Genomic DNA, 19,911 nt, shown 5'->3' with positions numbered 1-19,911 from the left:
CCCCGTGGCGACACTGGTGGAGTGAGGCAGCCGCGGTGCCCTGTGGTGATCGGCCGCCAGGCTGAGCTGGACGCGCTCCGGGACGCGCTGGAAGCAGCGCTGCGGGGCGACGGACGGTGCGCAGTGCTGCGCGGGGAGCCCGGCGTGGGGAAGTCGCGGCTGGCCGGGGAGGTCGTGCAATGGGCGGCGGCCCTGGGTGCGCCGACGGCAACCGGACGCGCCCTGCCGGGGTCGGGGTCGTCCGCCTACCGCCCGTTCACCGAGGCCCTCATGCAGCTGTCGCGCTCCCGGCCTCTGCCCGAGGACGGCTCCCTCCGGCCGTGGCTCGCCCTGCTGCGGCCCCTCCTGCCGTCGCCTCGGGATGCCTCGCGGCCGGGCGTGGAGGTGCCGCCCGATCTTCGCGCCGAGGCCCTGCTGAGGGTCTTGGAGCGGGCCAGCGCCCCCGGTCTGGTCCTGGTCCTGGAAGACCTCCACTGGGCAGATCCCGAGACTGTTGCGGCCGTCGAGTACCTGGCCGGCAATCTCGCCGGCCAGCGGCTCCTGCTGGTGCTGACCCTGAGGGACACCCAGGCCTCGGCTGCCCTGGACCTGGCCTCAAGGCTGAGGGGCAGTGCGGAGTCTGTATCCCTGACGCTGGAGCGTCTGAGCGAGGACGAGTCCGCCGAGATGGTCCGGGCATGCCGCCCGGACGCCGATCCCGACACGGTGGCGCGGGTGCAGGTGGCGTCGGAGGGGATCCCGCTGCTGGTGGAGGACCTGCTCGCTTCTCCGGGCGTGCCCGCCGGGTTCGCCGCCACCGTCGAGGCCCGCCTCGGTGGCCTGGCCCCGGCCGAGCGGGAGGTTGTCGAGGCCGCAGCCGTCCTCGGACGGCACGTCGACTGGGATCTGCTCCCGGCCATGACGGGCCAGCCCGAGGCTGCGGTGGCCCGAGCGCTCGAGGCGGCGGTGGACAGCCTGCTCATGGCGGCGGAGGGCCAGTCGATGGTGTTCCGGCACGCGCTCACGCGTGAAGCCGTGCTGGACCGGGTCATCCCGCCCCGCCAGCGGGAACTGGCACGGTCAGCCCTGGCAGCCCTCGACGGGGAGGAAGGGCTGAGGCCGGGGCGGTGTGAGCTTGCCACGGAGCTGGCGCTGCGCGCCGGAGACCGCCCTCGGGCAGGGATCCTGCTGGCCGGTACCGGGCGGGAGGCGCTCGGCTGGGGAGCGCTGTCCACCGCTGCCACAGCGCTGCGGCGGGCCGCGGACCTGCTCGGCGGGTCGCCCGAGGGGACCCGGGCCGAGCTGGACCTCGTGGAGGCCCTGGCCTTGGCAGGCCGGGTCGACGAGGCGGCCCGGGCAGGCGGCCGGCTCCTCACCCGCCTCGGGACGGACCCGCGCGCCGCGGGCCTCCGGGTCGAGGTCCATCTTCGGCTGGCCCAGGCCGGCGTATCGGCCTCACGGTGGCAGATGGCCCGGTACCACCTCGATCTGGCGGCACGCGACCTCGGGCCTGAGCAGGAGCTGGGCCCAGGAGCGAGGGCGGCGGTGCTCGAAGCGGACCTCGCGATGGGATCGGGTGACTACGGGGCGGCTCTGGGGCTGGCCGAGCGCGCCCTCGTCACCGAGGGGGTTCCGCCGGCCGTCTCGTGCCACGCGCACGAGATCGTCGGGCGCGCCCGCCGCTCGGCGGATCTGCTGGCGGCCCGCGCAGCGTTCGAGGCCGCACTGCTGACCGCGGAGGCTGCCGACCTTCCACTGTGGCGCCTCCGCGCCCTGCACGAGCTCGGCACCATCGACCTCTTCGACCATGCAGGCGTCGACCTGCTGCTCCAGGCCCGCCGGGCCGCCGACGACATGGGCGCGGTCAGCACCGCCGCGGTCCTGGACCTGCAGCTCTCTGCTGCCTTCACCTGCCGGTGGGACCTCGACTCGTGTGACCGCCACGCATCCTCGGCGATTTCGATCGCCGAGGCCTTGGGGCTCGTGCAGGTGCGTGCCAAGGGGCTGGCCATGCTCGCCGGGAGCTCGAGCATGCGGGCGGACCCTGAGGCCACTGAGAGGTACGCGTCCCTGACCAGGGCCGCCGCGCCCCAGGATGCGATGCTGGAGGGCTTCGGCTGGGGTGCGCGCGGCATGGCGCTGCTCCTCGGCGGGGACGATCGGGAGGCCTTGGGCCCTTGGGGGCACGGGATCGAAGTCCTGGCCGGCCTGCCGCACGCGGAGCCCGCCTCGATGCGTGCGCTCTGGCCTCTCGTGCTCGCCGCCTGCGGGGACCGGCGCGCCGAGGAGGCCGCACAGGAGGCACGCCGGCTCGGCGTGGCGTCCTTCGGCCTCAACCGAGCCCTCATCGGCTATGCGGAGGCCGTGCTGGCCGGGCGTCGGGGGAAGACGCGCCTGGCGCAGGAGCTGGCTGCAGCGGCGGACATGGAGTGGACCCATTGCGAAGGGTGGGCCGACCTCGCCCGGCTCCTCGCCGCTCCGAGCGCCAGGGCCGATGGGTGGGGGGACCCCGTTCGGTGGCTCCGGGACGCGCCCGAACGCTTCGAGGCCCGCGGGCTCGAGGAGATGGGCCGCCGCTGCCGAGAACTCCTCAAGGCCTCCGCACCGAACCCCTGGGCGGACGCTGGGGTGAGCCCGCGGGAAGCCGACGTCTTCCGGCTCATCTCGTTGGGCCTGGCAAACAGGGACATCGCCGAGCAACTGGGCCTCTCACCGAGGACAGTCGAGAAGCACGTGGAGTCGCTCCTGCGCAAGGCCGAGGCCAGGTCGCGCACCGAACTCGTTGCGCGCCTGGGCCCCGGCGGTCACCGGCCGTCGGGGGACACGTAGCGGGGCCCCGCCGCTACGTGGTCCTCCCGATGCGGGCAGGGACCCGCGCGGCGCACGCTGGATGCATCCACCGGCAGTTCAGCGAGAAAGGATCCGGAGATGAGCATCCAGACGGCCTTCGAAGCGAAGAGCCTCGAATCCCCCGACGAGACGCACACCATGCAGCACGGCACGCTCGAGGTCGTGAACCTGCAGGGGGCCACCATCGCCCGGGCCGTGTTCCAGCCGGGATGGACCTGGTCCGGCGACATCGGCCCGACCGTGGGCACCACCTCGTGCCAGGTCTCCCACACCGGCTACGTCGTCTCCGGACGCTTCCATGTGCGCATGGACGACGGACGCGAATACGACTTCGGCCCGGGGGACGCCCACGTCGTCGCCCCCGGCCACGACGCCTGGGTGGTCGGCGACGAACCCTGCACCATCATCGACTTCGCCGCGACCGGCGCCCCCGCGGCCGGCTACGTCGGGCGCTGCCCCTGCGGTGTCGAGTTCCGCGTGGCGGGGACCGACCAGCTCGACCATCTGGTGGCCGCCGTGCGCGAGCACGCCCGCAGCACGCACGACCACGAGCTCACCGCCGAGGAGGTCCTGGCCGACATCTCTGCAGCCTGACCGGCCGGCTGACCGTGGTCGGCACCGGGAACGGCACCCTGCTGATTCACGACGGCGACCGCCTCGCTCTGGGCGGCGAGCGCGGCACCGTCGAGGTGCTGCAGCGAGGCGAGGCCCCGGGAGGCCCTAATGCTCTGGGCGGCGGCCCTGCACGCGCCCTACCTTCATAAGTGTGCTGGCCTGCCGCCTTCGCAGGATGGGAAGCCGGCACGCGGCACCCCGTCCTGGTGGCCCCCCAACCTCGGGCGGGGTGTCCGCCTGAGTACCACCCTCCGTGCCCCCGCCTTGACGCCCGGCCACCCGCGAATATCATGCAATCCATATGCGGGTTAATGGCGACGGGGGGGTGCAATGAGGACGTACAGGGTCGGCCCTCCGGAGCGGGTGGACTTCCTTGACCTGCTGATCACGAGCGACACCCTGCCCGGCTTCCTCCGGGGAGCAGCCGAGGAAGCCGCCGCACGCCTCTCGGCCGAGGGAGAGCCGGTCCACTGCGGCATCCTCGTGGTGCGGGAGCGGGCCAAAGACCTCTTCGCAGGCAGCGCTGAGGCTGTGGTGGCGCTCGACGAGGCCCAGGGCCGGATCGCCGGCGGACCCTGCAGGGAGGCGGCGCTCCGCCAAGAACGGGTCCGCGCCGGCGGCCCTCCCCTCCACGGGGAATACGCCGACCATCTGGCCCGCATGGCGGCCGCGGGCTTCCGCTGCGCCCTCGCCGTGCCCATCCCCCTGCCAGCACCGCTCGGAGCCGCCGCACTCGGTGCCTACGCGGCCGAACCGGACGCCCTCACCGGCGCCGGCGCGCCCGCGGTCACACGGCTGGCCGGCAAGGTGTCGCGCCCGCTGGCGCTGGCACTGCGGCTCGCCGAGGCCTGGGACCGGGCAGCAGACCTGGCCGCCGCCATGGAGTCACGCACAGCGATCGACCTCGCCGCCGGGGTCATCATGGCCCAGTCCAGCTGCACCCAGTCTGAGGCCGTCGACCTGCTCAAGAGCGCCTCCGTCAGCCGCAACACCAAGCTGCGCGACGTTGCGGAGCAGATCGTCTGCCGCTTCGACCCTGCAGGGCCCACCACCGCCTTCAACTAGGCAGCGTCGGCCCTCCGGTGCCTGAGGCGGGAGCACAGCTCAAGGCCTGTGGTGGACTGGGTGCCGATGTTCCCGCCCGCCGCCGTCACGCGGACTTGAAGACCTTGGCGACGGCGTCGCGCACCCGGGCGACGTCGACCCCGCCGGCGGTCTCCTGGGTGAGCAGCTTGGCGAGCCGCTTCGGTGAGATGACGTGGATGCCGCGGGTCGAGAAGAAGCCGCCGATTAATGGCCAGTCGGCCTCGACGAAGCAGAGCGCTCCGGTGATGGGCAGGCCAGGGACGTGGGGGCGCAGGACTTCGATCTGCTTGAGGACCCCGTCCACGAGCTTCGTGCAGTCGCGGCGACCCACGACGAGCGTCTCGGTACGCGGCCGCAGGAGGCCGCCCTCGACCTTGAGCTCGGGGCGGCCCTTGTAGCGCTTGGCGTCGATCACCCAGATCCCGCCTGGGGTGATGGCGATGTGGTCGATGTTGGCCTTCGAGCCCGGGATGCGCCGGTCGTGGAGGGCGGCGATTCCCTGGCCGGCGAGGGAGTCGAGCCGGGCGCCGAGGCGTTCCTCGCCGAGGGCGCCGGTCTCCCAGGCCTTGGTGCTCTGCCGCTCGTCGGAGAGGGCGACGGCGAGGCCGCCGAATCGGCCCCACTTCTCGCGGAGCCGCTGCTCGTCCCTTGCCTTGCGGCGCTCGTACTCGCGACGGGCCGACGCGCCGGCCGTTCCGGGCTCGACGGAGGGGGCTTCAGCCGCAGGGACCTCTTCTGGGGGTGGGCCGGGGTCCGGTGACGCCTTGGGTACTCCGGCCTCGGTGTCCCCCAAGCGGTGGACCGCCTCTGAATTGCCCCGTCGAATACGCGCCACAGTCCCCCCCTAGTCTGATCAGCGTCAGCCTAGCGTTCCCCAACCGGATCTGCGTGGCTCTGAACTGGGCTTTGGCTGCTTCGCTGGAAGCTCGCGAAGCCGGAGGCATGCAGGCCCCCTCATCCCGTCGCCGAACCCCTCTTGACAATGCAAAACGGTTTGCCCCAGACTGTGATGCACAACATACAAAACGTTTTGGAAGCGAGGTGGAAGCGATGGCCAAGGTCGGAATCCGCGACGTCTCGAGGGCAGCTGGCGTGTCCGTCACGACCGTCTCGCATGCGCTCAGCGAAACCCACCAGGCGCGCGTGAACCCTGAAACCCGCGAGCACGTCCAGCAGGTTGCGGCACGCCTGGGCTATGCGCCGAACCGGATCGCCGTCGCCCTGCGCAACCAGCGGTCCCAGCTGCTGGGCTTCGTCAGCGACGAGATCGCGAGCACCCCCTTCGCAGGGGAACTGGTTCTGGGCGCCCAGGATGCCGCCTACGAGCGGGGATGGCTCCTCATGCTCGTCGACAGCGGCCGGAACCCGGAGCTGGAGGAGAAGCAGGTCAACACCCTGCTCCAGCACCAGGTGGACGGAATTGTCATCGCGAAGATGTACCACCAGGAGGCCAGTGTTCCCGCCGCCGTGGCGGGGATTCCGGCGGTGCTGCTGGATGCCTTCGACCCCGGAGGCATGCTCTCGTCGGTCGTGCCCGACGAAGTCGGCGCGGCACGCACCGCCGTGCAGGAGCTGATCGACGCCGGCCACCGGCGGATCGGCTTCATCAACAACAGCGACGACATCCCGGCGGCATTCGGACGCCTCGAAGGGTACCGCGCGACGCTCGCCGCCGCCGGGATCGACTTCGACCCGGATCTCGTGACGCGCCAGGCCCCCGCGGTGCCCGGCGGCCGGGCCGGGGCCGAGAAGCTTCTCGGGCTAGCAGAACCGCCGACCGCGCTGTTCTGCTTCCACGACCGGCAGGCCTTCGGCGCCTACGAAGTCGCAGCCCGGCTGGGACTGCGGATCCCGGACGACCTCTCGGTAGTCAGCATCGACAACTTCGAGATCATCGCCGACGGCCTGTGGCCGGGCCTGACGTCGGTGGCCCTCCCCCACTACGAGATGGGACGCTGGGCCGTCACCCGCCTCCTGGACGAGATCGAGCATCCCGAGGAGGCCGGCGAGCCGGTCCATCTCGACTTCGAATGCCCGATTGTCCGGCGAGGGTCGGTGGCCCCGCCCCGCTCGAACCCGCCCGGCCCCGAGGTCTCCCCCTAGGTCCAAGCCGGTGCACCCAGTCGGGGGTGCAGCTGCTGCAACAGCTGCACCCCCGTCGGAACCATCCATCCCCTTCCCATCCATCCACGGAATCGAAAAGGACAAAGCGCATGAAGACAGCGCTCAGGCGGCTCCTCGCTGCCAGTGTAGCGGCGGCCGCGATCGGCGGAAGCCTAGCCGCGTGCGGCAAGAGCACCACCGGCTCCGGCGATGGAGCCAACGGCACGCTCACCCTGTGGACCCACAACGCGGGCAATGCTGCCGAACTCGCGGCCGACCAGTCAATCGTCGATGCATTCAACAAGAGCCAGAGCAAGGTCCAGATCAAGGTCCAGGCGTTCCCCCAGGACTCCTACAACAACTCGGTGGTGGCTGCCGCCGCTGCCCACAAGCTGCCCTGCCTTCTGGACATTGACGAGCCCAACGTCCCCAACTGGGCCTGGTCGAAGTACCTCCAGCCGCTCAGCCTGAGCGCCGACCTGTCCAAGAACCTGCCGTCGACCGTCGGAAAGTGGAGCGGGCAGACCTACTCGGTGGGCCTGTACGACGTCTCGCTCGCAATGCTCGCCCGCGCCTCGGACCTCAAGGCCGCCGGAGTGCGCGTCCCGACAACGGACAAGCCCTGGACCAAGGACGAGTTCACCTCGGCACTCGCCTCGCTGAAGAAGCTCGGCAAGTGGGACCACCCGCTCGACCTCGGCACCGGAGGCACCGGCGAGTGGCTCCCCTACGCCTACTCGCCGTTGCTCCAGTCGTTCGGAGGCGACCTCGTCAACCGCACCGACTACCAGAGCGCGGACGGCGCCCTGAACGGCGACAAGGCGGTCGCGTGGGCCCAATGGTTCCACGGCCTTGTCAGCAGTGGCTACATGGCACAGAAGAGCGGCCAGGACCCCACGAAGGACTTCCTCAACGGCAAGAGCGCAATTCTCTATACCGGTTCGTGGGCTGCCGATCAGGCGCGCAAGGCCCTCGGGAAGGACCTCGTGGTGCTCCCGCCGCCGGATCTCGGCACGGGCCCGAAGGTGGGCGGCGGTTCCTGGCAGTGGGGCGTCACGGCCGGCTGCCAGAACTCGCAGGCCGCGATGGACTTCCTGTCCTTCATGCTCAAGCCCGAGAACATCGCCAAGGTCGCCCAGGCCACCGGGACCATCCCCGCTACCGAGGAAGCCTCGGCGCTCGATCCGGCGTACGCGCCGGGCGGGGAAGACAGCGTCTTCCGCCAGTTCTCCAAGAACTACGCCGTCATGCGCCCCGAGACGCCGGCCTACCCGTACATCGCGACGGAGTTCGGCAAGAGCGTCCAGGACATCCTCTCCGGCGGTGACCCCAAGTCCGCCCTGGACAAGGCCACCAAGGACATCAACGACAACATCAAGTCCAACAACGGCTACAAGAGCTGACCACCGGGGGCGCCGCCCACGGCGGCGCCCCTGGGCCCTCCTGCTCGCACTTCGTCACGACTGGAACTCCCATGACTGCCAACCACATTCTCGACCGCGTCCCTCTCCGGTCCGGATCCCGCAAGCCTTCCCCGCCTGGACAGGTCCAGGACGCCAGGGCCCGCTCCCGCAGCATCGCCCGCAGCCGCCGCCGGGAGGAGCGCGTCGGATGGGCCATGCTGGGGCCCGCCGTCCTCCTCCTGATCGTCTTCGTCTTCGTCCCGGCGCTGCTCGCCTTCGGGCTCGCCTTCACGAACGCGCGGCTCCTGGCGCCGTACGCGCCATCGTTCGTGGGCCTGGACAACTTCGTGCGACTCTTCCAGGACGAGACGTTCTGGCACTCGCTGGCCAACGTCGCCTATTTCGCGGTCGTCGTCGTGCCGGTGCAGTCCGGTCTCGCCCTCGCGATGGCGCTCCTGGTCAATGTGAAGGTGCGCGGCGTCAACTTCTTCCGCACCCTGTACTTCCTGCCCGTGGTGACCTCGATGGTCGTCGTCTCGCTCCTGTGGCTCTTCATCTACCGCCAGGACGGCCTGCTGAACGAGATCATCGACAGGGCAACCTTCGGGCTGGTCCACGGCCCGGACTGGCTCAACAACACCGCCACGGCCATGCCCGCCATCATCCTGATGTCGGTCTGGCAGGCCGCCGGCTTCCATATGATCATCTGGCTCTCAGGCCTGCAGACCATCCCGGCGGACCTCTACGAGGCCGCGGCGATCGACGGCGTGGGCGGATGGCAGCGCTTCCGGTACATCACCTGGCCCAGCCTGCGCCCCACGCGGAACCTGATCCTCATCACCATCACGATCCAGGCGCTCAGCCTCTTCACCCAGGTCAACGTCATGACCCAGGGCGGGCCCCTGGAATCGACGAGCACCATCGTCTACCAGGCCGTCCAGACCGGGTTCCAGCAGCAGGAGACGTCCTACGCCTCGGCGATCTCGCTCGTCTTCTTCGTCCTGGTGCTCCTCGTCTCCGGCGTCCAGCGCTACCTCACCCGAGAGAAGTCCTGACCATGGCCACCGTCCAGCCCCCTGCCCGCTCCCCGCTGGCCGCCCTCCGCCTCCGCAAGCCCGCACCCCGCGGGCTGCGGCCTGGAACAGGCCTCGGCGGGTGGATCCTCCGCATCGCCCTCGGCATCCTCTTCAGCTTCCCGCTGCTGTTCATGTTCGTTTCGTCGCTCAAACCCGACCAGCAGATCTTCGGCGACCTGTCCTCCATCGCGGCGTTCCTGCCTGTCGGCCACCTGTCGCTCGACAACTACTCGGCAGTCTTCGACCGCGTCCCCGCCGCGCGTTTCCTCGTCAACTCGGTAGGCATCTCCGTGGTGACGGTGGTGCTCGGGGTGATCATCAACTCGATGGCCGCGTTCGCGCTCTCCCGCATGCGGGTCCGCGGAAAGGCGATCATCCTCACCCTCATCATCGCGACGCTCATCGTGCCCTTCGAAACCCTCGCCCTGCCGCTCGTGTGGTGGGTCAACCAACTCCCCTGGCTCCAGCTCGACGGATTCAACCTCACCCTCACCACCGGCTGGCTCGACACCTACCGCGTGCAGATCCTCCCCTTCGTCGCCAACGCCTTCTCCATCTACCTCTTCCACCAGTACTTCGAGTCCATCCCGAAGGAGCTCGACGAGGCGGCCCGCATGGACGGCGCAGGCTGGTTCACGATCTACCGCCGGGTGGTCATGCCGCTCTCCGGGCCGGCGATCGCCACGGTCGCGATCCTGACGTTCCTCCCGGCGTGGAACTCGTACCTGTGGCCCCTCATGGTGGTGCAGAGCGAGGAGCTCCGCCCGGTCATGATCGGGGTGCAGTACTTCTTCCAGCTCAACGTGTCGTGGGGCCAGGTCATGGCGTACACATCGATCATCACGCTCCCGGTGGTGGCGCTGTTCGTGGCCTTCCAGCGCGCCTTCGTGAACAGCATTGCCACCAGCGGGGTCAAGGGATGAACGTCCTTGTCATCGGGGAGAGCCTCGTCGACATCATCCACACGCCCTCGGGCACCGAGGAGCACCCCGGCGGTTCGCCGGCGAACGTCGCCCTGGGCCTTGCACGGCTCGGAGTCCGGACATCGTTCTTGACGACGCTGGGTGCGGATTCGCGCGGGCACGCCGTCGCGGATCACCTCGCCCGGTCGGGAGTAGCGGTCCTTGCCGAGTCCTGGTCAGCCCCCGCCACCTCGACGGCCGCGGCGCACATCTCGGACGACGGCGCCGCCCGCTACTCGTTCGACCTCGCCTGGGCGCTCCCTGAGGATCTTCAGCTTCCCGCCGCCGACCACGTCCACATCGGTTCCGTGGCGGCATTCCTCGCACCGGGGGCCGACAGGGTCGAGGAGATCGTCAGGGCGCTTCCCGCCGGCACCACGGTGAGCTTCGATCCCAACGTCCGTCCCGGGCTCGTCGGCGATCAGCGCGCGGCCCAGGAGCGCTTCGAACGGCTTGCAGCCCGCGCAGACATCGTGAAGCTCAGCGACGACGACGCCGAGTTCCTGTACCCGGGGCGCCCGGCCCGCGAGGCCGTGGGCACCATCGCCGCACTCGGGCCACGAGTGGTCGCGCTCACCGCCGGCGCCGCCGGTTCGCTTCTGGCTTCACCGCGGGGCACGGCCAACGCCGCTGCGGTGCCCGCCACGGTCGCGGATACCGTCGGCGCGGGCGACAGCTACATGGCGGCCCTTCTCTTCGCCCTGCTCGGACCGGGGCGCGCCCTTCTCGACTCGCTCAACGACACCGCGCTCGCCTCGGCCGGAGCCTTCGCCGCCCGCGCCGCCGCGATCACGGTCTCTCGCACCGGTGCCGAGCCACCACGGCTCGCCGAGATGGCCGCCGGCTCCGTGTCCCCGTCGCACACCCTGCTACAGAACTGACCCATCATGACTTCGATTGCCTCCGCGCCCACGCGCGACCGCTACCGTCCGCGTCTGCACTACACGCCGGCCAGGAACTGGATGAACGATCCGAACGGCCTCGTCTTCCACCGCGGCGTCTACCACCTCTTCTACCAGCACAATCCCTTCGGTGTGGACTGGGGCAACATGTCCTGGGGCCACGCGACCTCGACCGACCTGCACACCTGGACCGAGCAGCCCGTTGCGATCCCCTGCGACGACGACGAAGCCGTCTTCTCCGGAAGCGCTGTGGTGGATGAACGCAACACGTCAGGATTCGGCAACGGGTCCGCCGCACCCATGGTCGCCGTCTATACCAGCGCCTATGCCAAGGAGTCGTCCCGCCCCGGCATCCAGGCGCAGTCCCTCGCCTACAGCCTTGACGAGGGCCGGACCTGGACCAAGTACGCCGGCAACCCGGTGCTTGACCGGGGCTCCTCGGACTTCCGCGACCCCAAAGTCTTCTGGTACGACGGCCCTGCCGGGGCCTACTGGGTCATGGCCGCCGTCGAGGCCGCAGAGCAGCGCGTGCTCCTCCACAAGTCGGCCGACCTCATCCACTGGGAGTACCTCAGCGACTTCGCAGCAGACGGCCCTCCGGACAGCGTCTGGGAATGCCCCGACCTGTTCGAACTGCCCCTTGACGGCGACCCCGCCCGCACCCTGTGGGTGCTCATCGTCAGCGTCAATCCAGGCGGGGTGGCCGGCGGCTCCGGCACCCGCTACTTCCTTGGGTCCTTTGACGGCGTGCGCTTCACGGAAGAGTCCACGCGGCCATCCACGGCACCTCCCCGGGAGCCATCGCTGAGGGGCTCCTGGCTCGACTGGGGCCGCGACTACTACGCGGCCGTCTCCTTTGACGGCCTCGCGCAGCGCCGAATCATGATGGGCTGGATGAACAACTGGGACTACGCGGCCGCGACGCCCACAGGCACCTGGCGGAGCGCCATGTCGCTTCCCCGGGAGATCACGGTGCGGACGGTCAATGGGCGTCCCCGCCTCGTCCAGACCCCCATCGTCCCGCCAGCAGCCAGCACCACTGATGCCAGCGAGGTCCTCGGCGCCGCCTCCGGATCGGGCCGACGCGCTGTCCTCGCAACGACAGCCCCCGGGAAGGTCCACCGCGTGGGCATCAGCGGGTCTGCCCCAGCTGCCGCAACGTTCGGACTGCGGATCGGCGCCCCCGGCACTGACGGCGCGCGACTGACCGTGGACCCCGCGGCCGGCGAAATCCGGCTCGATCGCCGGCACTCCGGGCGGGTGGACTTCCACGAGCACTTCCCCTCCATCGAACGCGCTCCGCTCGAGGCTGGAGAGCGGATAGACCTCGAGGTCTACATCGACGCCTGCTCCCTCGAGGTGTTCGTCCAGGGCGGCCTGGCGACCATCACGGACCTCGTCTTCCCCCACGGGCCGGACACCGAAATCGAGGTCTTCGCGGACCCCTCAGTCGTCCTGTCCACGGTGGAGGTCGCGGTCCTGGGCTGACACAGGGGGACCGCGACGCCGCGCCTCGTCCCTTCTGCCCCTCCCAGGCTCAGCGGACGATCTTGAAGTTGAACGCCGGCCCGCCCAGGGCGCCCCAGAGCCGCAGCCAGACCGGGAGCATCATCTCGGTGCCACGGGCGGCCGTGATGTCGCCGAGGTCGATCACGTCGCGGTGGCCCAGCTCGGCCAGCAGGCCGGTGACGGTGGCCTTCGCCTCGTCGTCGTTGCCGGCGACGAAGACGGTGCCGGGCTCGGGCAGCTGCTCGGGGTGGGCCATGAGCATGGCGTTGACGGTGTTGAGCGTCTTCACCACCCGTGACTTGGGGTAGGCGCGCTGGATCTGCTCGCCGAGCGAGTCGGTGTCCTTGACGAACAGGGTGGGCGGCATGCCGTGGCTGAAGTCGAGGGGGTTGGCGACGTCCACGAGGACCTTGCCCGCGAGCTGGTGCGCCCCGGCGAGCTCGAGGACCTCGAGCGAGGCCGCCCCGTTGCTGGCGTTGACCACCAGCTCGGCGGCGGCAGCGGCGTCGTCGAACGCGGCGACACCGACGGCGCGGTTCCGCGCCGCCCAGTCGCCGAACTCCCCTTCGCCGGTACGGGCGAGCGTGGCCTGCGGGTCCCGCGTGCCGACGGTGACGGTGTGGCCGAGCTCGGCGAGGCGCGCCGCGAGGGTGCGCCCCACGATGCCGGTGCCGAGAACTGCAATGTCCATGATGGGTCCTCCCGGGAGACGTGTGGGGCTGTGGACGGGTCGGGGCTTAAAGCTGACCTGCGCGCTGCCGTCTGCGTCAAGGACTGTGCCGGTGACGAGCGCAGCGGCCGTCAGAGTGCGGCCCTCGCGGATGCCGCGCTATGGCCCCGGCTTGGCGAATGCCGCGCTCGAGGTGGACTCCAGCGGCGCCATCCCGAAGCTGCTCGGCAGCGCGCTCCGGAAGGCGTCACCGACTGGGCCCTCGCTGTTGGCCACCCAGTCCACTGTCGGATGGCCAGGCTGGTTCTCCTGCTTGATCCACTCGAACCAGACGGCCAGTCTCAGTCGGGGGAAGCGCGCCCTCAGCTGCGGGTCGAAGAGCTGGTCCCACCAGGCCTTCTTGATGCTCAGTGGAGAGGCGCCGTCCGGGCGCGAAAGGTTGTAGAAGGCGCCAGTCTCGCAGATCGCGAAGGGCTTGTTGTGCCCCTCTGCGTAGTCGGCGTAGAAGTCGGGCACCGCCGTCTCGTCGACTGACGCGCTCCGGAAGGTGCCGGTGATCTTGCCGATGAGCTTCCCGGGCTCGGGCATCGTGTTCTTGCCCCACGGGTAGGCGGCGCCGAAGTGGTAGACGGACAGGCCGACCCAGTCCACCGCGTCGTCCCCGGGCCAGTACGGGCTGTACGGATCGTCCTCCTGGGTGAGCCGCCCGTCCTTGTCGGTGTCCAGCGCCGCGAAGTCGGCAGTCCCGGGCTTCGCCTCGTACGGTCCGCCTTCGAAGGGATAGCCGCCCCCTTCGTTCGGTGCCCAGACCGTCCCCGAACCCGGGGAGCTGTGGACGGCGGCAGCGACCTCCCGGAACTTCTCGATGTACTGCGCCGGCTTCTGCCCCCAGGGGTACCAGGCGCCGTTCATCTCCTGTCCGAACCGGACGAGGACGGGCACGCCGAGGCTGTTCCACGCCTGAAGCGACCGCGTGAGCTCCGCCAGGGCCGGCGGCGTCACGGCACCGAGCCCGCCCCGCGGCTCGAGCGTGAGCATCAGCGACGACCGGCGCTGGGCGAGCTCGTGTGCCCGGGCGTCGAGGAAGGACAGGTCCGCCGGCTGGAAGGGGAAGTCCACGTAGAACCCATAGAGCGCGGGCGCCTGGCCCAGCCGCGCCGCGTAGCCATCCACGGTGTCCCGTCCGCTGTCCAGCTGGACGCCGAAGTAGGTCTGGGGGCTGCTGGGCCGCGGCGCGGGGGCGCCCTGTCCGGGGGCTGCCATCGCGATGCCCCCGGCGGCCAGGGCAAGCGCCACCATCGCCAGCCTGAGCCGGACGGGCAGGCTCAGCAGCATGGCTAATGCCTCGCTTGGGTCTTCAGAACGGTGAGGACGACCGCCAGCGCGGCCTCCACGACAATGACCACGGCGAGCGCCAGCGCCACGCCGCCCAGCACGGCGCCGGCGCGCAGCGCGGCAACCAGGGGCAGCAGGACGTACGCCGTGACGACTGCCAGCGCCCCGAGGACTATGAGGAGCCTGCCCATCACGGCGGCGAGCCAGGCCCGGGCGGCGGCGGGCGGCAGCCCGTCGGCACGGACCAGGGAACCGATCCGGGCGCCGGGGGCAACGACTGCGGGCGCAGAGGCGAGGGTCTCCGGAGATGTCCTGGTATCGACGAGGGTAGTTCCGCTCATGGCCTAGCCTTTCCTGATCTCGGCGGCGTCCGCCTCTACGGTTTTGGGGGTGGGGACCCAGCTCACGTGCCGGGTCCCCCGCGCCCAGGCCAGCACGGCCCAGAGCGCTGCCGAACTCTCGATCAGTCCCGCGACGGGGGCGGCCACGACGGCTCTGGCGATCTCCGCCCTTCGCGTGGGGCCGTCCAGGCCGGAGTCGGCGAGGTTGTGCCACGCTCCGATGAAGACCGAGCCGATCCACATCATTCCGACCAGCGAGAGCCACGCACTCGCCGGCCCGGGCAGGGGCGCCTGCTGGTTGAGGTATACCGATGCGATCGTCTTGGCGAGGAACGCCGGAAGGACGGCGAAGGACAGGACGGAGACGATGCACCCCGTCGCGAAGGCCGCGATCCGGTACCGCGTGCCCCACAGCAGCCCGAATTTCGTGGTGGTCGAGAGCGCGCCGAACCGGCCGCTGCGCTTGAGGTCAGCGAGCCCCTGCAGCACGCCGAAGACCCAGCGGTACCGCTGCCTGAAGGCGCTGCGCACTGAGAATGGGGGCTGTTCGAGCATCGCGCAGCCATGCCAGCCGAAGATCTCGCCTCCGTGCAGGGTGAACGCCTTCATGCCGAAGACGTAGTCCTCTGCGATGAAGGGCTCGCCGTCGAGGCAGCCGATGTCCCAGCCGATGTCATTCTCCAGGGATTCCTCGATCACCAGATTGGACCCGTGGAGGTGGAGGGGAGTTCCGGCCTCCATCACATGGCGGCATTCGTAGCAGCCGATGGGCCGGTTGGCCTCCATGGAACGGCACAGCGGTGAGGCCTGCAGGTAATCGAGCGGATAGAAAATAGGGCCCTCGAGAATCCTGCGGGGAGTTTCGGCGAGGCAGGCCATGAGCTTGCGCAGTTCCCCGGGCACCATCACGCTCTCCTCGTCGTAATGGACTATGAAAGTCCTGCCCGGCTTCCTATTCCAGAGCGCGCGCCGCTGCTCGACCGCGTAGTGGAGCCCGCGGGCCTTCATCTGGGTGCCCGCCGGAGTCCTGTAGTCGGAGGGGACGACGAGGACGTGGACTCCGATGGGAGCGTGGGAGAAGGCCTGGAGAAGGAGCTGGCGCTGGGGCTCGGACTCGGTGACGACCTCCACCGAGAGCAGCCGGCCGTAGAACTCGGGCGCCTCGTTCGCGAGGTCGATGACGTTCTCGATGCCGCGCATGATCACCGCCGAGCTTCCCGCGGACCCGCGGGTGGTGATCTGGATCTTCATGAACGGCACCGGCAGGGAGCGGAGCCTCTCCGTGGTGACGGGTTCGACCCGGCGGTACTTCCCCGTGTGGAACAGGAAGCTGCGCCAGTACGAGAGCATCCGCCAGCCGATAAACGTTACGGCGGCGAACAGGAATATCCCTACTCCAGAGAGAATTTCGTCGGAGAGCGAGGCCAATGGATCCCCCAGATTGTGAGCGCGGACCAACGGCCCTCCAGGCGTGGACGGAATGTCCGGATGGAAATGCCTGGAGGCGATGCCATTTCTTGACTTTCGAGACCGTTGCTTGACTCTAAGCTGCGCAATCGGGGCGATTCACCAGTAGCCCTTACCCGATATTCGCTGGGCGTTACTGGTGCGTTACTGGACGCCGAGGGCACCGATACGCGGACGGCCCAGAGCGGGCCACGGTGCCTGTACGCAACGGGCCCGCGGCGCGCACCTCAGACTACTTACCGAGGGTTTGGTATCGATTCGGCGCGGCAGGCCTCAGCGGGCGCGCGCCTCGACCCGGCATCCGATCGCGGTGAGGATCGGCGTCCAGTTGCGGCGGAGCGAGCCGCCGTCCGCAAGCCGCTCCGCGGCATCGATGCTGTCGGATACTGCGGCGATGGCATCGAGGGCGTCCAGGATGCCGCCGCCTCCGCCGCCGCCGGATCCCCCGGCAAGCTTGGGCACGGGCATGCCGGCCGCCTTGAGCTCGTCCTGCTGGCGTTGGCTGAAGCTGGAGGACCAGCTGGATCCCTCGCGGTTGAGGATGAAGCGGCGCCCATGGTGCGTGAGGTGCATCATCCCGAAGAAGCTGAAGCGGGCCGAGACCTCGGGGGCGGCCGCGTCCAGGAGGACCCGGTCCGCCTTGTCCGTGAGCCGCAGCCGCGACTGCGCGACCGTGAGGATGACCGGCCGCCACAGCATCCGGTCCCACAGCCCCGCCCCCAGGTAGAAGCCCTGCTTGACGGTCAGATTCCCCTCGTCCATGGGCGCGACCCTATCAGCCGCACGCCCCGGGCCCGGCGCTACCGCCGCCCCCGCCTGATCCGCCTGATGGTCATCGCGCCGAGGAGGACCGCCAGGAGCCCGAGCAGAGCGATGACCACCGTGGATCCGGCTCCGGCCGAGTAGGTGCCCGTCACGGCCTCGGCGACTGCGACCCCGCAGACGAACGCGAAGAGGGCGCACACCACGACGAGCACCCACCGGCCGATCCGCGCCGCGGCCGAGTTGTTGCCGAGCCGGTCGCCGACGTTGGCGCCCACCTCTGCGGCCACTGCACAGGGGTCGGCGTCGGGATGGCGCTGCCGCCAGGCGCGCCGCGCCGTACCCATGTACACGATGAAGCCACCGATGGCCGCGATGGGCGCTCCACTGGCGATCCGGGCCACGCGGGCCTGGTCGTCCTCGAGGAGGCCTAGGGTCACGGCGAACAGTCCGACGAGCGCCAAAACCAGCCCGATCGCGATCGTCAGCCCGGGCGGCATGGGGCCCTGCCACCGGCCCGGGTCGTCGAGCCACGGGAAGGGCGGCGGGTCCGAGCGCCAGTCGCGCTTGGCGTCCGTCTGCTGCGGACTGTCGGGGTGGGTCATCGGCGGTCTCCTCGGGCGCTCGCTGCTGGTCGCAGAAGGGCGCGGCACGAGTCACTCTCTGGCCCCCTTCGGCTCACAGGCTACCCGCCGGCCGCCCACGGTCGACGCCGGAGGGCACCTGCCGCGGGCCGCCGTCGGTTTCGGCTACTCGCCAGTTGGGTAATTCACGCCCAATCGGGCTCGCTGGCGCCGCTCAGGCTGCCGAGCTGCCGTCCGTCCGGGGGAAACGAGGTGGGATGGCCGAGCAGCACCGCGACAGCGGCGATCAGGACCTGGTGGGGGGCCGGTACCGGCTGCTCGAGGTGGTCGGACGGGGGTCGACGGCGGTGGTGCACCGGGCGCTGGACGAGTTCCTGGACCGCGAGGTCGCCGTGAAGCTGACCCAGTCGGGGGCGATGGACGAGGCCGAGCTGCGCCGCAGCGACATGGAGGTCAAGGTCCTGGCCCGGCTCAACCACCCGGGCCTCGTCACCCTGCTCGATGCCGGCACCGACCGCGCCCCCGGGGGCTCCCCGCGCGTCTTCCTCGTCATGGAGCTGGTAGACGGCGCGGATCTGCGCGAACGCCTACGGCAGGGCGCGCTGGAGCCCTCTGCCGTAGCCGAGATCGGCCACGACCTGTGCGAGGCCCTCGCCTACGTCCACGGCCGCGGCGTGGTCCACCGGGACATCAAGCCCGCCAACGTCATGCTGCTGGACCACCCGGACGCGGCGGCGCGGTTCCACGCCAAGCTCACCGACTTCGGTATCGCCTGGGCCGTCGACTCCGAGCTCACGCTCGAGAACGCCGTCTCGGGCACCCCCGCCTTCCTCAGCCCGGAGCAGGTCCGCGGCGAGACGGTGGGCCCGGCCAGCGACATCTACTCGCTGGGCCTGGTGCTGCTCCAGTGCCTCACCGGGACGCTGGCCTTCCCCGGTCCGCCGCTGGAGAGCGCCATCCGGCGGCTCACCCTGCCGCCGCCCATCCCGGACGACGTCGATCCCCTGTGGCGTGAGCTCCTCGTGGGGATGACGGCCATGGACCCGGCCGCCCGCCCCAGCGCCGCGGAGGCGGCCGCCGCCCTGTACCGGATGGCCGCCCTCGGCACCCTCGGCGGCCCGCTCGCCGAGCCGGTGGGCGCGTCGGAGGAGCTGCGCCTGGCCGAGGTGCGCAGCTACGCCGCGCCGGGCACGGCCGAATCCGGGGCCCTCGACCGGATTGCCCGCCTGGCCTCCCGGCTCCTCGGGGTGCCCATGGCGGCGGTGAGCATCGTGGACGAGGACCGGATCCGGTTCCTGGCCACCCACGGCATCGACGCGGACCACGTGGCCCGGGACCCGGGGCTGTGCGCCACCGCCGTGCTGCAGGACGACCTCTGGGTCCTCCCCGACGCCGCCGTGGACCCCGGCGCTGCCGGGAACCCGCTGGTGTGCGGGGACCTGGGCGTGCGGTTCTACGCCGCGGTGCCGCTGAAGACCCCGGCCGGGGCGAACATCGGCACCCTGTCCGTCCTGGACCGGGCGCCGCGCACCCTCTCCCGCGTCCACGCCGCCGCCCTGCGGGACCTGGCCGGCGTCGTCATGGACCTGCTCGTGGTGCGCCGGGAGGCGCGCGAGGCGGGCTCCCCCGCCGCGGGGGCCGCCGGCGTCGTGCCTCTCGCCGAAGTGCTCGTGACGGACGCGGTGCAGCCCGCGGAGCCGGCCTCCCTGGTGGGGCTGCCGAGCGCGGGCTGACCGCGCGCGCTCTCCAAGGACTATTGGCCCTCCAGATTTGATCCACGGCCATAATCAATGTGCATGGCGGTAGCGTGGCCGACGCCGAGTTCTCAACGAGCTTGCCCAGCTCGTAGGCGAGTACCGCTACTCCAACATGGGGAGTAGTTCCTGGCAGGGCACCTCCTGCAGCCACGACAACGATCGCAAGGAGCGCACTCTGGACGTCTCCGACCAAGCCGCGTTCCCACGCGGAGATTGTCTGCGGCGGCAACGTGGCGGATGGCCAGGCGTGCGCGGCAATGGAGGCCCACACGCTTTCGGCCCGAGGTCCGCTCATCCAGGGGCACGGTCTCAAGCAGCGGGGGGCGGGGCAGCGGAGGCGAACATGATTGCGCCGGTGGAAGCCGCTGGAGCCTCCCATGAGTGAGGGCCTGGACGAGTGGGATGACGAGCCCGAGGCTCCGGAGCCGGCCGAGGATGCGCCTGAGCGCCGCCCCGGCCCGCCGGTGGACCCGTTTACTGGGCGCCGCATCCGCCCTCACGGCAGGGGCC

At 70.5% G+C, this 19,911-nt stretch carries 17 protein-coding genes; 10 read left to right on the top strand and 7 right to left on the bottom strand.

The window, feature by feature from the left end:
- Positions 1-21: 21 nt before the first annotated feature.
- The 3 genes from ACYVKZ_RS03660 (at position 22) to ACYVKZ_RS03650 (ending at position 4,509) form a co-directional block, all read left to right on the top strand.
- Positions 22-2,808: an ATP-binding protein gene (locus ACYVKZ_RS03660; protein ID WP_460990664.1), complete on the top strand. Its 2,787-nt coding sequence runs from the start codon at positions 22-24 to the stop codon at positions 2,806-2,808.
- Positions 2,809-2,907: 99 nt separating this feature from the next.
- Complete coding sequence (locus ACYVKZ_RS03655) at positions 2,908-3,423, top strand: cupin domain-containing protein (protein ID WP_460990663.1); 516 nt, start codon at positions 2,908-2,910, stop codon at positions 3,421-3,423.
- Between the two features lie 351 nt (positions 3,424-3,774).
- Positions 3,775-4,509 (top strand): ANTAR domain-containing protein, encoded by a 735-nt coding sequence (locus ACYVKZ_RS03650; protein WP_460990662.1) that lies wholly within the window; start codon positions 3,775-3,777, stop codon positions 4,507-4,509.
- A gap of 85 nt (positions 4,510-4,594) precedes the next feature.
- On the opposite strand, the gene ACYVKZ_RS03645 is transcribed toward ACYVKZ_RS03650, so the two are convergent.
- Positions 4,595-5,323, bottom strand: a complete 729-nt coding sequence (locus ACYVKZ_RS03645; RefSeq protein ID WP_460990661.1) for a nuclease-related domain-containing protein — start codon at positions 5,321-5,323, stop codon at positions 4,595-4,597.
- 257 nt (positions 5,324-5,580) lie between these two features.
- Between ACYVKZ_RS03645 and ACYVKZ_RS03640 the strand changes: the two genes are divergently transcribed.
- The 6 genes from ACYVKZ_RS03640 (at position 5,581) to ACYVKZ_RS03615 (ending at position 12,464) form a co-directional block, all read left to right on the top strand.
- On the top strand, positions 5,581-6,633 hold the full coding sequence (locus ACYVKZ_RS03640; protein WP_460990660.1) for a LacI family DNA-binding transcriptional regulator: 1,053 nt from the start codon (positions 5,581-5,583) through the stop codon (positions 6,631-6,633).
- A 110-nt stretch (positions 6,634-6,743) separates the two neighbouring features.
- The gene (locus ACYVKZ_RS03635; RefSeq protein ID WP_460990659.1) at positions 6,744-8,036 is read left to right on the top strand and encodes a sugar ABC transporter substrate-binding protein; all 1,293 of its coding nucleotides are present in this window, start codon (positions 6,744-6,746) and stop codon (positions 8,034-8,036) included.
- Positions 8,037-8,107: 71 nt separating this feature from the next.
- Entirely contained in the window at positions 8,108-9,091 is a 984-nt protein-coding gene (locus tag ACYVKZ_RS03630; RefSeq protein WP_460990658.1) for a carbohydrate ABC transporter permease, read from the top strand.
- Between the two features lie 152 nt (positions 9,092-9,243).
- Complete coding sequence (locus tag ACYVKZ_RS03625) at positions 9,244-10,035, top strand: carbohydrate ABC transporter permease (RefSeq protein ID WP_460990959.1); 792 nt, start codon at positions 9,244-9,246, stop codon at positions 10,033-10,035.
- Positions 10,032-10,955 (top strand): PfkB family carbohydrate kinase, encoded by a 924-nt coding sequence (locus ACYVKZ_RS03620; protein ID WP_460990656.1) that lies wholly within the window; start codon positions 10,032-10,034, stop codon positions 10,953-10,955. Before ACYVKZ_RS03625 ends, ACYVKZ_RS03620 begins: the two co-directional genes overlap by 4 nt.
- 6 nt (positions 10,956-10,961) lie before the next feature.
- Complete coding sequence (locus ACYVKZ_RS03615; protein ID WP_460990655.1) at positions 10,962-12,464, top strand: glycoside hydrolase family 32 protein; 1,503 nt, start codon at positions 10,962-10,964, stop codon at positions 12,462-12,464.
- Between the two features lie 49 nt (positions 12,465-12,513).
- Here ACYVKZ_RS03615 and ACYVKZ_RS03610 read toward each other — a convergent pair whose 3' ends face one another.
- From ACYVKZ_RS03610 to ACYVKZ_RS03585, 6 genes are all read right to left on the bottom strand, one after another.
- A complete protein-coding gene (locus ACYVKZ_RS03610) occupies positions 12,514-13,176 on the bottom strand; it encodes an NADPH-dependent F420 reductase (protein ID WP_460990653.1) in 663 nt (220 codons plus the stop codon).
- Between the two features lie 138 nt (positions 13,177-13,314).
- The gene (locus tag ACYVKZ_RS03605) at positions 13,315-14,490 is read right to left on the bottom strand and encodes a glycoside hydrolase family 26 protein (protein WP_460990652.1); all 1,176 of its coding nucleotides are present in this window, start codon (positions 14,488-14,490) and stop codon (positions 13,315-13,317) included.
- Positions 14,491-14,492: 2 nt separating this feature from the next.
- Entirely contained in the window at positions 14,493-14,831 is a 339-nt protein-coding gene (locus ACYVKZ_RS03600; RefSeq protein ID WP_460990651.1) for a hypothetical protein, read from the bottom strand.
- A 3-nt stretch (positions 14,832-14,834) separates the two neighbouring features.
- Positions 14,835-16,181: a glycosyltransferase family 2 protein gene (locus ACYVKZ_RS03595; protein ID WP_460990650.1), complete on the bottom strand. Its 1,347-nt coding sequence runs from the start codon at positions 16,179-16,181 to the stop codon at positions 14,835-14,837.
- Between the two features lie 390 nt (positions 16,182-16,571).
- On the bottom strand, positions 16,572-17,060 hold the full coding sequence (locus ACYVKZ_RS03590) for a hypothetical protein (RefSeq protein WP_460990649.1): 489 nt from the start codon (positions 17,058-17,060) through the stop codon (positions 16,572-16,574).
- Between the two features lie 38 nt (positions 17,061-17,098).
- Positions 17,099-17,665, bottom strand: coding sequence for a hypothetical protein (locus ACYVKZ_RS03585; protein ID WP_460990648.1), 567 nt, complete (start codon positions 17,663-17,665; stop codon positions 17,099-17,101).
- A 236-nt stretch (positions 17,666-17,901) separates the two neighbouring features.
- Between ACYVKZ_RS03585 and ACYVKZ_RS03580 the strand changes: the two genes are divergently transcribed.
- Positions 17,902-19,377 carry a protein kinase domain-containing protein gene (locus ACYVKZ_RS03580; protein ID WP_460990647.1) on the top strand — a complete coding sequence of 492 codons (1,476 nt, stop codon included), beginning with the start codon at positions 17,902-17,904 and terminating at the stop codon, positions 19,375-19,377.
- The last annotated feature ends 534 nt before the right edge of the window (positions 19,378-19,911 follow it).

This window comes from Sinomonas soli (assembly GCF_054782415.1).
The sequence above is the reverse complement of the archived record's forward strand: the minus strand, read 5'-3'. Positions and strand labels throughout refer to the sequence as shown.

Excerpts from the sequence above, each read along its gene's own strand:
- ACYVKZ_RS03655 (WP_460990663.1), top strand. The coding sequence starts at position 2,908 with ATGAGCATCCAGACGGCCTTCGAAGCGAAGAGCCTCGAATCCCCCGAC.
- ACYVKZ_RS03650 (WP_460990662.1), top strand. The coding sequence starts at position 3,775 with ATGAGGACGTACAGGGTCGGCCCTCCGGAGCGGGTGGACTTCCTTGAC.
- ACYVKZ_RS03640 (WP_460990660.1), top strand. The coding sequence starts at position 5,581 with ATGGCCAAGGTCGGAATCCGCGACGTCTCGAGGGCAGCTGGCGTGTCC.
- ACYVKZ_RS03635 (WP_460990659.1), top strand. The coding sequence starts at position 6,744 with ATGAAGACAGCGCTCAGGCGGCTCCTCGCTGCCAGTGTAGCGGCGGCC.
- ACYVKZ_RS03630 (WP_460990658.1), top strand. The coding sequence starts at position 8,108 with ATGACTGCCAACCACATTCTCGACCGCGTCCCTCTCCGGTCCGGATCC.
- ACYVKZ_RS03625 (WP_460990959.1), top strand. The coding sequence starts at position 9,244 with ATGTTCGTTTCGTCGCTCAAACCCGACCAGCAGATCTTCGGCGACCTG.
- ACYVKZ_RS03620 (WP_460990656.1), top strand. The coding sequence starts at position 10,032 with ATGAACGTCCTTGTCATCGGGGAGAGCCTCGTCGACATCATCCACACG.
- ACYVKZ_RS03615 (WP_460990655.1), top strand. The coding sequence starts at position 10,962 with ATGACTTCGATTGCCTCCGCGCCCACGCGCGACCGCTACCGTCCGCGT.
- ACYVKZ_RS03610 (WP_460990653.1), bottom strand. The coding sequence starts at position 13,176 with ATGGACATTGCAGTTCTCGGCACCGGCATCGTGGGGCGCACCCTCGCG.
- ACYVKZ_RS03605 (WP_460990652.1), bottom strand. The coding sequence starts at position 14,490 with ATGCTGCTGAGCCTGCCCGTCCGGCTCAGGCTGGCGATGGTGGCGCTT.
- ACYVKZ_RS03600 (WP_460990651.1), bottom strand. The coding sequence starts at position 14,831 with ATGAGCGGAACTACCCTCGTCGATACCAGGACATCTCCGGAGACCCTC.
- ACYVKZ_RS03595 (WP_460990650.1), bottom strand. The coding sequence starts at position 16,181 with ATGCTCTCGTACTGGCGCAGCTTCCTGTTCCACACGGGGAAGTACCGC.
- ACYVKZ_RS03590 (WP_460990649.1), bottom strand. The coding sequence starts at position 17,060 with ATGGACGAGGGGAATCTGACCGTCAAGCAGGGCTTCTACCTGGGGGCG.
- ACYVKZ_RS03585 (WP_460990648.1), bottom strand. The coding sequence starts at position 17,665 with ATGACCCACCCCGACAGTCCGCAGCAGACGGACGCCAAGCGCGACTGG.
- ACYVKZ_RS03580 (WP_460990647.1), top strand. The coding sequence starts at position 17,902 with ATGGCCGAGCAGCACCGCGACAGCGGCGATCAGGACCTGGTGGGGGGC.